The 11488-nt window shown below is 64.9% G+C and carries 12 protein-coding genes; 9 read left to right on the forward strand and 3 right to left on the reverse strand.

Annotation, left to right across the window (positions count from 1 at the left end):
• Window positions 1–234: 234 nt before the first annotated feature.
• The 8 genes from CXQ88_RS07350 (at window position 235) to bcp (ending at window position 8433) form a co-directional block, all read left to right on the forward strand.
• Complete coding sequence (locus CXQ88_RS07350; RefSeq protein WP_104043511.1) at window positions 235–720, forward strand: hypothetical protein; 486 nt, start codon at window positions 235–237, stop codon at window positions 718–720.
• A gap of 214 nt (window positions 721–934) precedes the next feature.
• A complete protein-coding gene (locus CXQ88_RS07355) occupies window positions 935–1735 on the forward strand; it encodes a hydroxypyruvate isomerase family protein (RefSeq protein WP_104043512.1) in 801 nt (266 codons plus the stop codon).
• A gap of 41 nt (window positions 1736–1776) precedes the next feature.
• Window positions 1777–2655, forward strand: a complete 879-nt coding sequence (locus CXQ88_RS07360) for a 2-hydroxy-3-oxopropionate reductase (protein ID WP_104043513.1) — start codon at window positions 1777–1779, stop codon at window positions 2653–2655.
• Between the two features lie 158 nt (window positions 2656–2813).
• Window positions 2814–4592, forward strand: a complete 1779-nt coding sequence (gene gcl, locus CXQ88_RS07365; protein ID WP_104043514.1) for a glyoxylate carboligase — start codon at window positions 2814–2816, stop codon at window positions 4590–4592.
• A 15-nt stretch (window positions 4593–4607) separates the two neighbouring features.
• Window positions 4608–5807 carry a glycerate kinase gene (locus CXQ88_RS07370; protein WP_104043515.1) on the forward strand — a complete coding sequence of 400 codons (1200 nt, stop codon included), beginning with the start codon at window positions 4608–4610 and terminating at the stop codon, window positions 5805–5807.
• Window positions 5800–7143 carry an allantoinase AllB gene (gene allB / locus CXQ88_RS07375; RefSeq protein ID WP_104043516.1) on the forward strand — a complete coding sequence of 448 codons (1344 nt, stop codon included), beginning with the start codon at window positions 5800–5802 and terminating at the stop codon, window positions 7141–7143. The genes CXQ88_RS07370 and allB overlap by 8 nt, the downstream gene beginning before the upstream one ends.
• Before the next feature lie 9 nt (window positions 7144–7152).
• Window positions 7153–7872, forward strand: coding sequence for a winged helix-turn-helix domain-containing protein (locus CXQ88_RS07380; protein WP_104043517.1), 720 nt, complete (start codon window positions 7153–7155; stop codon window positions 7870–7872).
• Between the two features lie 81 nt (window positions 7873–7953).
• Window positions 7954–8433 carry a thioredoxin-dependent thiol peroxidase gene (gene bcp, locus CXQ88_RS07385; protein ID WP_104043518.1) on the forward strand — a complete coding sequence of 160 codons (480 nt, stop codon included), beginning with the start codon at window positions 7954–7956 and terminating at the stop codon, window positions 8431–8433.
• A gap of 107 nt (window positions 8434–8540) precedes the next feature.
• Here bcp and CXQ88_RS07390 read toward each other — a convergent pair whose 3' ends face one another.
• Together CXQ88_RS07390 and CXQ88_RS07395 are read right to left on the reverse strand one after the other, a co-directional pair.
• Window positions 8541–10037 (reverse strand): MFS transporter, encoded by a 1497-nt coding sequence (locus CXQ88_RS07390; RefSeq protein ID WP_104043519.1) that lies wholly within the window; start codon window positions 10035–10037, stop codon window positions 8541–8543.
• A gap of 59 nt (window positions 10038–10096) precedes the next feature.
• The gene (locus tag CXQ88_RS07395) at window positions 10097–10300 is read right to left on the reverse strand and encodes a hypothetical protein (protein WP_104043675.1); all 204 of its coding nucleotides are present in this window, start codon (window positions 10298–10300) and stop codon (window positions 10097–10099) included.
• Window positions 10301–10397: 97 nt separating this feature from the next.
• Between CXQ88_RS07395 and CXQ88_RS07400 the strand changes: the two genes are divergently transcribed.
• Window positions 10398–10973 carry a GNAT family N-acetyltransferase gene (locus CXQ88_RS07400; protein WP_104043520.1) on the forward strand — a complete coding sequence of 192 codons (576 nt, stop codon included), beginning with the start codon at window positions 10398–10400 and terminating at the stop codon, window positions 10971–10973.
• 28 nt (window positions 10974–11001) lie between these two features.
• Here the strand turns inward: CXQ88_RS07400 and CXQ88_RS07405 are convergent, their stop codons facing one another.
• A complete protein-coding gene (locus CXQ88_RS07405; RefSeq protein WP_258061725.1) occupies window positions 11002–11418 on the reverse strand; it encodes a hypothetical protein in 417 nt (138 codons plus the stop codon).
• Window positions 11419–11488 lie beyond the last annotated feature (70 nt).

Raw genomic sequence — 11488 nt, forward strand, 5'->3', positions numbered from 1 at the left:
CCTACAGCCGTGCGCGCCTTTGCCCCCGGCGCACGCGTTCGCCAGAGCGTGCTGGCGTATCTATAACCGTAGCCCTACGGCACCTGAAGTCAATGGGAGACCCCGTCAAGAAAGTTGGATCTGCCCTAGCGTCAGACCAAACTACAGGCGCAAGATTTAACTTTCGGATAACAGCAACGAAGATGAGTCCGGATGCACCCTACAAATGCGACACGCATCCTACAGGAGCAAAAAATGTCCATTACCACAACGAAAAGCGGCTCAACCAAGGCAAAGATCGCCCTGGTTCCGGTTCTCTCATTAGGTCTGCTCGGGGGTTCCGTGGCAATCGCGGGCCCCGCCGCGGCTGACTATGACCAAAAGATACGCGGATGTACCGTCAAGCCCGTGAAGCCATCGCAGGAACGAGGCGGCGGGGTGAACTTTAAGATCAGCGTGAAATGTGATGACGGGAAGAGGACTGTCCACGTCAAGCAGAAACTCTACGAAGAAGATCTCGGCAAAGATACCAAATTTGATGAGAAGTACATCAAGCGCCATGTGAACCGCGACGACCGCTTCATTAACAGCCGCTACGGCGTGCCCCGGTACCTTGACCGCTACGACGGCGAAGAGGTCTATCACGAGATCTCGTTCGCGGTTGAGGACGACAAGGGCAAGCTGTCTAAATGGTCCGGTTGGAAGAAGAGCCCGACCCTGCACCACGTTAGCGGGCGGTAATCGCTAACTAGCCACCCACAGTAGAGCCAGGGGCGCTGCCCCTGGCTCTCTACTTGTCTCGTAAATAGCTGGTCTCCGTCGCCGCCCCTTGACTCCTCGGCGCCTCCTTCCCTACACTTTTCATAAAGCAGAATCTAAATTCCACAAAGCGGAATCGGTGAAGGCGCCGAGGAAGCAAGGGAAGATAGATCAGAGCCCCCTGGAAGGACCTACGATGACGTACACAGTGAACTGCTCCATCCTCCTCACAGAGCTGCCCCTGCTCGAGCGCCCCGCCGCAGCCAAGGCAGCAGGCTTTGACGCTGTGGAGTTCTGGTGGCCCTTCGAAAGCTCCGTCCCTTCAGACGCAGAAACGAATAACTTCGAAAACGCCGTCAAGGACGCCGGCGTCCAGCTCACCGGCCTGAATTTCAATGCCGGAAACATGCCCGGCGGCGACCGCGGTCTCGTGTCCTGGAAGGGACGCTGCTCCGAATTCAAGGACAACATTGACGTTGTCACGGGTATCGGCGAGCGCCTGGGCTGCAAAGCCTTCAACGCCCTCTACGGCAACCGGCAGGACGAATTCACGCCCGAAGAGCAGGACGAGCTGGCGCTGAAGAACCTTGCCGCAGCAGCAGAAGGCGTCGCCCGGATCGGCGGCACCGTCCTCCTCGAACCCGTCAGCGGCGCACCCAGGTATCCGCTCCTTACGGCTGAAGACGCACTAAAGGTCATCGCCCGCGTGAAGGCGGAGGCCGGCGTCGGCAACATCAAACTCCTCGCCGACTTCTACCACCTGTCCGTCAACGGCGACGACGTCGAATCAGTCATCGAGAACCACGCCAAGGACTTCGGCCACATCCAGATTGCAGACAACCCCGGCCGCGGAGCCCCCGGAACCGGGAACCTCCCGCTGGGCGAGTGGATCGCCCGCAGCCGCGAACTCGGCTACGACGGCTACATCGGCCTTGAGTACAAGCAACCGCAGGAAACGGCCTTCAGCTGGGCCATCCGCGAACACGCTTCCCGCTGACCGCCCATCACCACCGCACAGATTTTAGAGAGAGAACCATCATGAGCAACGTTGCAGTTATCGGACTCGGAATCATGGGCCTACCCATGGCCATCAACCTCGTAAAGGCCGGCCACAGCGTCACCGGCTTCAACCGCAGCCAGGACAAGATCGACAAGCTCGTCTCCGAAGGCGGCAAGGGCGCCACGAGCATCGCGGACGCCGTGAAGGATGCCGACGTCGTCATCACCATGGTGCCGGACTCCCCCGACGTGGAGGGCGTGGTCAGCGGCAATGACGGCGTCTTCGCCAACGCAAAGCAGGGCACGCTGTGGATCGACGCCTCCAGCATCCGTCCCGACGTAGCCAAGCGCCTGTCCGACGACGCCCGCGAAGCCGGCATCCGCCCGCTGGACGCCCCGGTCTCCGGCGGCGAACAGGGCGCCATCGACGCCGTCCTCTCCATCATGGTGGGCGGCGATACGGAAGACTTCGACGCAGCCTCGGACGTCCTGAACGCCGTCGGCAAAACCATCGTCCACGTGGGCCCGTCCGGCTCCGGCCAGACCGTCAAGGCTGCAAACCAGCTGATCGTCGCCGTCAACATAGAGGTCCTGTCAGAGGCAATAGCCTTCCTGGAGGCCTATGGCGTGGACACCGACGCCGCCCTTAAAGTCCTCGGCGGCGGCCTGGCCGGCTCCAAGGTCCTGGACCAGAAGGGACAGAAGATGCTGGACCGCAACTTCGACCCCGGCTTCCGCCTCGCCCTGCACCACAAGGACCTTGGCATCGTCACCTCCGCCGCCCGCGAAGCCAACGTCGCCGTCCCCCTCGGCGCCGTCGTCGCACAGCTCGTCGCCGCCACCGTCAACCAGGGCGACGGCGGCCTCGACCACTCCGGACTCTTCAAGCAGGTCCTGAAGTTCAGCGGCCGCGAGTAACCCCCACGCAGCGAAACCGGCCGCCCCGAAACGGGGCACATTGACACGGACACGCCGGCCGCCGTCGTAATTTACGACGCCGAAACCTCCAAACTGCCCCGCGACAGCTCGCAGGGCTACTTCAGCACACCCAAAAACAGACTTAGTAGGAGCACACCATGAGCAAGATGCGTACCGTTGATGCAGCGGTGGCCATCCTGGAAAAGGAAGGCGCCATCGAGGCGTTCGGCCTGCCAGGCGCCGCAATCAACCCCTTCTATTCCGCAATGCGCGCCCACGGCGGCATCCGCCACACGCTGGCCCGCCACGTTGAGGGTGCCAGCCACATGGCCGACGGTTTCAGCCGCGCCAAGGACGGCAACATCGGCATCTGTATCGGAACCTCCGGCCCTGCCGGAACCGACATGATCACCGGCCTCTACGCCGCTTGGGCCGACTCCATCCCCATGCTCTGCATCACCGGCCAGGCGCCCGTAGCCAAGCTGCACAAGGAAGACTTCCAGGCCGTGGACATCGAGTCCATCGCCAAGCCCGTCACCAAGATGGCCATGACCGTCCTGGAGCCCGGCCAGATTCCCGGCGCCTTCCAAAAGGCCTTCCAGCTGATGCGCTCCGGCCGGCCCGGCCCCGTGCTGCTGGACCTGCCCATCGATGTGCAGCTCGCCGAGATCGAATTCGATATCGACACCTACGAGCCCCTGCCTATCGAAAAGCCCAAGGCCTCCCGCAAGCAGCTGGAAAAGGCCCTGGACATGCTGACCGCAGCCAAGCACCCGCTGATCGTGGCCGGCGGCGGCATCATCAACGCCGGCGCTTCCGAGCAGCTGGTTGAGCTGGCCGAGACCCTGGACATCCCGGTCATCCCCACCCTGATGGGCTGGGGCACCATCCCGGACGACCACCGGCTGATGGCCGGGATGGTGGGCCTGCAAACCTCGCACCGCTACGGCAACGAGAACTACCTGCAGAGCGACTTCGTGATCGGCATCGGCAACCGCTGGGCCAACCGCCACACCGGCGGACTGGAGACCTACACCGCAGGCCGGAAGTTTGTGCACATCGACATCGAGCCCACGCAGATCGGCCGCGTGTTCTCGCCGGACCTAGGTATAGCGTCCGACGCCGGTGCGGCGCTGGCGGGGCTGGTTGAGCTCGCCAAGGAGCGCAAGGCGGCAGGGTCCCTGCCGGACTACAGTGCCTGGGTTGCCGAATGTGCCGAGCGGAAGGCCTCCCTGCACCGCAAGACGCACTTCGAGAACATCCCCATCAAGCCGCAGCGCGTGTACGAGGAGATGAACAAGTCCTTCGGCCGCGACACCATCTATGTGTCCACCATCGGCCTCTCCCAGATCGCCGGCGCCCAGATGCTGCATGTGTTCGGCCCGCGGAAGTGGATCAACGCCGGCCAGGCAGGTCCCCTGGGCTGGACCGCCCCGGCAGCCCTCGGCGTCGTTCGCGGCAAGCCCGACGAGACCGTTGTTGCACTCTCCGGCGACTACGACTTCCAGTTCATGATCGAGGAACTGGCCGTGGGCGCCCAGTTCAACCTCCCGTACATCCACGTGGTGGTGAACAACTCGTACCTGGGCCTGATCCGCCAGTCCCAGCGCGGCTTCAACATGGAGCAGAACGTGTCCCTGGCGTTTGACAACATCAACTCGCCTGAGACCAACGGCTACGGTGTTGACCACCTGAAGGTGGCCGAGGGCCTGGGCTGCAAGGCTGTCCGTGTGGAGGATCCCAACGACCTCGCCGCAGCCTTCGACAAGGCCAAGGCACTCATGGGCGAGTTCCAGGTCCCCGTGGTGGTGGAAGTGATCCTGGAGAAGGTCACCAACATCTCCATGGGTGTGGAAATCAACGCCGTGAACGAATTCGAGGAACTGGCGGGGTCCGCCGCGGACGCTCCCACCGCCATCCTCGCTCTGCAGGGCTAGGCAGGAAAGACAGGCATGCGCATCATCATTGCCCCGGACAAGTTCAAAGGATCCCTGTCCGCCCCGGACGTCTGCGCCCATCTTGAAAAGGGCCTGCAGCGCGGGGCTGGCGGCAACCTTGACATCGTCCGCATTCCAGTAGCCGACGGCGGTGAGGGCACCCTGGACGCCGCCGTCGGCTCCGGTTTCACCCGCCGCAGCGCCGTGGTTGCCGGACCCACAGGCGAACCGGTTACGGCCGACTTTGCCGTCCGGGGCAATGAGGCCGTTATTGAAATGGCGGCCGCCTCGGGCCTGGCCCTGCTCCCCGCCGGAGCGCTGGTTGGGGGACGGCCAGGCCCCGCGGCGGCCCGCACCGCCACGAGCCTGGGTACCGGCCAGCTCATCCGCGCCGCCCTGGACGCCGGCTGCAACCGGATCATCCTCGGCGTGGGCGGCAGCGCCAACACCGACGGCGGCGCCGGCATCCTGCAGGGGCTTGGCGCGACATTCCTCGATGCCGAGGGCAACGAACTTCCGGCAGGCGGTGCCGCCCTGGCCCGCCTGGACCGGATCGACTTCAGCGGGTTTGACGCCCGGCTGAAGGACACACGCTTTGTGCTGGCGTCCGACGTCGACAATCCCCTGCTGGGCGCCCAAGGCGCCGCGGTGATTTTCGGCCCGCAAAAGGGCGCCACACAACAGGACGTCGGCTTGCTCGACGCCGCCCTGGCCAGGTTTGTCGAAGTCCTGGCCAGGGAAATCGGTCACCGCGCCATCAAGGCGGCGGAAGCCCCGGGAGCCGGAGCAGCGGGCGGCGTTGGCTACGCCGCCATCGCCGCCCTGGCCGCGACCCGCCGCCCGGGCATCGACGTCGTGCTCGAATTCACCGCACTGGCGGAACGGCTGGCCGGCGCCGACCTGGTGATCACCGGTGAAGGAAGCCTGGACGAGCAGAGCCTGCTGGGCAAGACGCCCATGGGCGTTGCCCGGGCAGCGGCCGGGCAGGGCGTCCCGGTCATCGCCGTGTGCGGACGGACCACCCTTGAAGACAGCCAGGCACGTGCCGCCGGATTTGAGGACGTTTACGCTTTAACCGAGCTCGAAAGCAATGTAGACAGGTGCATAGCAGAGGCAGCGCAGCTTCTGGAACAGCTGGGCACGCAGATCAGCGGACGGCTGGCGGCGAACACGCTGTCCCGCACCGCGACCACCAAGGAGGACCTCCATGTCTGAAGAACGTTTTGACCTGGTCATCCGCGGCCAGCGCATCCTCACCACTGCCGGCCTGGCTCCGCGCGAAGTGGGCGTCCGCGGCGGGAAGATCGTGGCACTCGAGCCGCTGGGCAACGGCCTGGCCGGCGCTGAGGTCATTGAACTGGCCGACGAAGAGACCCTGATTCCCGGATTGGTGGACACCCACGTCCACGTCAACGAGCCCGGCCGCACCGAGTGGGAGGGCTTCGCCTCCGCCACCCGCGCCGCGGCAGCAGGCGGGGTGACCACCATCATCGACATGCCGTTGAACTCCGTCCCGCCCACCACCACCGTGGAAAACCTGAAACTCAAGCGTGAGGTGGCCGAGGACCAGGCGTTCATCGACGTCGGGTTCTGGGGCGGTGCGATCCCCGGCAACAAGGGTGACCTGCGCGCCCTGCACGACGAAGGCGTGTTCGGATTCAAGTGCTTCCTCCTGCACTCCGGCGTGGACGAGTTCCCGCACCTGGACGCGGACGAGATGGAGGAGGACATGGCCGAGCTCAAGTCCTTCGACTCCCTCATGATCGTCCACGCCGAGGACTCCCACGCCATTGACCGCGCTCCGCACCCGGGCGGCGACCACTACTCCACGTTCCTCGCCTCCCGCCCCCGAGGCGCCGAGAACAAAGCAATCGCCGAGGTCATCGAGCGGGCCCGCTGGACCGGTGCGCGTGCGCACATCCTGCACCTCTCGTCGTCGGACGCGCTGCCTATGATCGCGTCGGCGAAGCGCGACGGCGTGAAGCTCACCGTTGAGACGTGCCCTCACTACCTCACGCTGATGGCTGAAGAAATCCCCGACGGCGCCACGGCCTACAAGTGCTGCCCGCCCATCCGCGAAGCCTCCAACCGCGAGCTGCTCTGGCAGGGCCTGCAGGACGGCACCATCGACTGCATCGTCTCGGACCACTCCCCCTCCACACTGGATCTGAAGGACCTGGAGAACGGTGACTTCGCCGTGGCGTGGGGCGGCGTCTCGTCGCTGCAGCTGGGCCTGTCCCTGATCTGGACGGAAGCGCGGCACCGAGGCATTCCGCTGGAGCAGGTGGTGTCCTGGATGGGCGAAAAGCCGGCAGCCCTGGCCCGGCTCTCCAACAAAGGCCAGCTGGCGCTGGGCTACGACGCCGATTTCGCCATCTTCGCCCCCGATGAAGCCTTCGTTGTGGACGTGTCCAAGCTCAAGCACAAGAACCCCATCACCCCGTACGACGGCAAGGCCCTTTCCGGTGTGGTCCGCAAAACCTTCCTGCGCGGCGCCGTGGTGGACGGTCAGACGCCCACGGGCAAGCTGATCCGCCGCGGCGGAGTCTAGGGACGCGCCATGGCAGTGGAAGCCCTCCATCCGAGGACGGTGGCGCGGCCCCGGTTAGCTGGCACGGGCGCCGCCGCGCAAAGGGCGGCTGCCGTTCAAACGGCGACTGCCCGGGGCCTCGCTGTGTGGGTGGTGCCCGAGGATGGCACCAGCCCCGAACTGATGGCCCGCGCCGCAAGGCTCGTCCTTACCCGGGCCCTGCAAACTGCTCCGGAGGCGGAAGTCCATTGGCCTGCCGCCGGAGCTCCAACGTCCGGGGTCTCCGCCGCTGCGGAAGGAGCCGCAGACCACTCCTCTCGCGCTCCTTCCGCGGCGGAGGACCCCGGCGCTCCCGGCGAGGCACCTGCGGGCGGGGCACTCAGCGAGGACGACGGCGGCACGCGCCTGCCGCCGTCGGCCGGCCCCGTCAGCCGGGTTGCCGTGGACCTCGCCGCCGATAAAGTCCTGCTGGACGGCCGTCCCGTACCGCTGACGGGCGTCGAGTTCAAGGTGCTCCGGTACTTGGTGACCCACCTGTCCCGCACAGTGGGCAGGGAGGAACTCCAGGAGTTCCTGGATTCGTTTGAAACACCGGGCGCCTCGGCCCGGTCCATCGACGTGTACGTAGGCCGGATCCGGCGGAAACTCGGAAATGCGCGTCACGCCGTGGCCACCATCCGGGGCGGCGGATACCGGTTTGTACCCGGTTCCTGCGCAACTGTCCGGGGTCCGGCGGAATACTGCATATGACGCCGGAGTTGTATGACTAAGCGGCAACCCGCTTCACTTGATGTTTTGCCATTACCTGACAAAGACTTCCAAAGGAACGCCATGAGCCAGACCTTGACCACCAAGCTTCAGCCGGGAACCCAGGCCCCTGATTTCACCCTTCAGGACGCCCAGGGCCGTGGGACTGCCTTGGCCGACTACCGTGGCAAAAACGTCATTGTGTACTTCTACCCCAAGGCCGCCACCCCCGGCTGCACCACCGAGGCCTGCGACTTCCGCGACAGCCTGGCTTCGCTGCAGGGCAAGGGCTACGAGGTCGTCGGCATCTCCCCCGACGCCCCGGAGGCCCTGGCCGGCTTCACCGGCGACTTCTCCCTGACCTTCCCGTTGCTCTCGGATCCCGACCACGTGGTCTCCCTGGCCTACGGCGCCTGGGGCGAGAAGCTGGTCAATGGCGAAATTGTTGAGGGCATTGTCCGCTCCACAGTAGTGGTGGACCCCGAAGGCAAGGTCACGCTCGCGCAGTACCAAGTGAAGGCCGACGGCCACGTCGCTGCGCTGAAGGAAGCCCTGGGGATTTAACCTTTCCCAGACGCTCTCGCAGCTTCCGCAACGTTCCTCGGACGCTCTAACAAGTCCCGCAGCTTTTCCCCGGAAGCTCCCGCACATCCTGCGGGAGCTTCCGGTGTTTAAGGCTCGGCGTCGGCCGTTTCCGGCGCCTCAGCTGCCGCCTCCGCGTACTCGGCCGAGACCCGGCGGTAGACCGGCGTGAGGAATGCCAGCAGTGCGGCGATGACCATGATGATCCCCGCCACCAGGAACACCAGGGCAATGCCCCGGGAGGTACCCTCGCCCAGCAGCGGGGCCAACTGGGCAGCGCCGTCGGCCGACCGCGCGTAGGGGATGATCCAGAACTGGGCGACCGGTGCAATAAGGAACGAAGTGACCGGCGCCGCCGCGGACTCGAACGCCATCGCGAAGCCGAACACCCTTCCCTGCCGTGGCAGCGGAACCACCTGCTGGATGACCGTCTGTTCGGCGGCCTCCACAACGGGCACCAGCGTCAGGTATAACCAAATCCCCACGATGTACAGCCAGGCCCACTCACGCAGGGTAAACACCGCGCCGAGGAAACCCATGGCCACCACCGCAATAAGCAGCGTCCGCAGCGGGTTGGAACCGAGGCCGAACTTGCCGATCAGCGCCCCGCCGATGAGGAAACCGCTGGAGCCTACCGCCAGGAAAATCCCCCAGAGCTCCACAGGGAACATCTCCAGGCCGTAGGGGTCCATCAGCGCCATATAGACGCCGCCAATGAAGTTGTTGAAGGTGGAGAACAGGATCAGCGCGAACAGTCCCGAAATGGCCAGCACGGCGGCGTAGGAGCCGCGAAGGTCGAATCCGCCGTGCGCATCGGTGGCCGCGACGCGCGTTTCCTCGGGCACGCGCAGAGTGAGTAAGTGCGCAAAGGCCAGCGCCGTGAGCACAACGGCTACGGCGACGGTCCAGCCCATGCCCAGCAGCCCCACCGACAGCCCGGAGAGCACCGAGGTGATGAGGAACATCAGCCCCTGCACCATGCCCACCAGCCCGTTGGCGTTGGCCCTGCGGTCTGGTTCGATGAGGATGGTGACAGTGGTGGAGAGCGCAATGTTGCGCATGTTCTCCACCACCGCACCGATCAGGATGATCAGGGTGAAGATCCAGAACCACGGCTGCATCAGGTCCAGCAGCGAGGAAACCGGCGTCAGCAGGAACATCACCCCGGACAGCATGAACATCACCAGGGTAAAGACGGCCGCGAAGCGCATGACCGCCAGCTTCCTGTAGCGGTCCACGAAGGTGCCGAAGCTGATGCTGGAAAGAGCTATCAACAGCATGTACGCGCCGCCCACCACCCCGGTGGCGATCACGTTGCGAGTCTCCAGGTACACCCAGAACGTCAGCGCAAACCACAAGTAGCTGGTGGTGATGTTGGCGAGGGCAGTGTTCACCAGGATCCCGGTGAAGGTGCGGGATCTTTCTGCCGGACTGCGCAGGGAGGTGTCGACGGCGTGGGGTTCCGCCAAGGGCGCGGCCTCCCCGTTTTCAACTGGATTGGAAGTGACGGTGACGTCCTCGCTATGGCCTTCCCCGCCGTCGGAAGCCGCAGCAGCCCTGGCCCGGGCCGGTTCCTGCTCGGTCATGCGTCCCAGTGTAATGAGAACCGACAGGAGCGAACAGGGTCAGGACCCAGCGGGAGCAGTCAGCGTTTGTCGCGGTCCTGGAATTCCTCGTCCAGTTCGTAGTGGCGGAATTCCGTTTCATTGTTAGATTCCCCGTCAGCCACCATTTCGTGGTCGAGCTGACGTTGGATCCGGCTGTCCAGGACCTGTAACTCGTTGTCCGATACGTTTTCCAAGTCCTCCGGGAACTGGTCTTCCGGGGTGAGGTGCAGCTTATCGTTCATTGAACCCGCCATGCCTTCCTGCTGTTGCTTTGTTCTTCAGTCTAGCGCTGCTCCCGCCGCCGTTGCGGGTGACACAGCCCGGTGACAGGATGGCCGCATGGCGATCGAGGTCCGTCCGGCTACCGAGTTCGAGGACGTCAGGACGATGGTGGGCCCCAAGCAGCCCGACGCCAATGTCTGCTGGTGCCTGAGCTACCGCATTCCGTCCAAGCAGAACCTGTCGTTGCGCGGGACGGAGCGCGGGGACCTGGTGAGACAGCTGGTAGCCGAAGATCCACCGCCGGGGGTCTTGGCGTACGACGGCGGCGAGGTCGTCGGGTGGGCTGGGGTCCACCCACGCGCGGACACCAGCTTCGCCGGGAACCGGAAGATTCCGCACGTGGACGAGCTGGATGTGTGGTCGGTGTGGTGCATCCGCGTGCGGCCGGGGCACCGCGGCAAAGGGATTTCTCATAACCTGCTGAAAGGCGCCGTCGAGCTTGCCCGTAGCTACATGGCGCCGGCCATCGAGGGCTATCCGGTGGACAACGGCGGGCGAAAAGTGGACCTCACCATGGCCTACGTCGGCACGCGAAAGCTCTTCGAGGACGCCGGCTTCACTAAGGCTGCGGAAACGGAATCCGTACTCAACGGTTTCCCGCGGGTGCTGATGCGCCTGGACCTGCAGGATTAGGCAGCCACAGAACTAGGCGCCCGCCGGGTTAAACTGCCGCGGCGGAACGCCCCAAATTCACACTTCTGAAGAGCGCCTCCAGCCTGTAATGCGCCTCAGTTTCCAGCTTCAGGCGGTGCGTCAGCTTCTCCACCTGCACCGACATCTCCTCGCCGACCGGTAGCCGGTCCCCGGGCCAGCTGGACGCCTCCCTTGATTCGGCAAGGGCCTGCGCAAGGGCATTGGCTGCGGCGCGCACTTTCCGTGAGTGGAAGTAGACGCGCATGAGCGCCCTGCCCTTGTCCAGAACCGTCCGCAACAGTTCGCGCGGCTGCGCTCCCGCCTCCGGTCCCCCGGTCGCCGGCTCGGCACCGCCAGGTTCAACACCAGCCGGCTCCGCACAGGCAAGGAAGGGGCAGGCGGCGGCATCCGCCGTCGTCCGGTCCTTGATGTTGACGTGTCCCATGGCTGCTCCGCCCTCCTGCGAGCCGTCCAGCCTCCAGACGGGTCGTCTTTGACCCTCGTCCTTCAGAAGC

It is taken from the genome of Arthrobacter sp. ZGTC412, from assembly GCF_002929215.1.
Taxonomy (GTDB): Bacteria; Actinomycetota; Actinomycetes; order Actinomycetales; family Micrococcaceae; genus Arthrobacter.

What these genes read in the sequence shown, in the direction of transcription:
- CXQ88_RS07350 (WP_104043511.1), top strand. Translation starts at nt 235, where the DNA reads ATGTCCATTACCACAACGAAAAGCGGCTCAACCAAGGCAAAGATCGCC.
- CXQ88_RS07355 (WP_104043512.1), top strand. Translation starts at nt 935, where the DNA reads ATGACGTACACAGTGAACTGCTCCATCCTCCTCACAGAGCTGCCCCTG.
- CXQ88_RS07360 (WP_104043513.1), top strand. Translation starts at nt 1,777, where the DNA reads ATGAGCAACGTTGCAGTTATCGGACTCGGAATCATGGGCCTACCCATG.
- gcl (WP_104043514.1), top strand. Translation starts at nt 2,814, where the DNA reads ATGAGCAAGATGCGTACCGTTGATGCAGCGGTGGCCATCCTGGAAAAG.
- CXQ88_RS07370 (WP_104043515.1), top strand. Translation starts at nt 4,608, where the DNA reads ATGCGCATCATCATTGCCCCGGACAAGTTCAAAGGATCCCTGTCCGCC.
- allB (WP_104043516.1), top strand. Translation starts at nt 5,800, where the DNA reads ATGTCTGAAGAACGTTTTGACCTGGTCATCCGCGGCCAGCGCATCCTC.
- CXQ88_RS07380 (WP_104043517.1), top strand. Translation starts at nt 7,153, where the DNA reads ATGGCAGTGGAAGCCCTCCATCCGAGGACGGTGGCGCGGCCCCGGTTA.
- bcp (WP_104043518.1), top strand. Translation starts at nt 7,954, where the DNA reads ATGAGCCAGACCTTGACCACCAAGCTTCAGCCGGGAACCCAGGCCCCT.
- CXQ88_RS07390 (WP_104043519.1), bottom strand. Translation starts at nt 10,037, where the DNA reads ATGACCGAGCAGGAACCGGCCCGGGCCAGGGCTGCTGCGGCTTCCGAC.
- CXQ88_RS07395 (WP_104043675.1), bottom strand. Translation starts at nt 10,300, where the DNA reads ATGAACGATAAGCTGCACCTCACCCCGGAAGACCAGTTCCCGGAGGAC.
- CXQ88_RS07400 (WP_104043520.1), top strand. Translation starts at nt 10,398, where the DNA reads ATGGCGATCGAGGTCCGTCCGGCTACCGAGTTCGAGGACGTCAGGACG.
- CXQ88_RS07405 (WP_258061725.1), bottom strand. Translation starts at nt 11,418, where the DNA reads ATGGGACACGTCAACATCAAGGACCGGACGACGGCGGATGCCGCCGCC.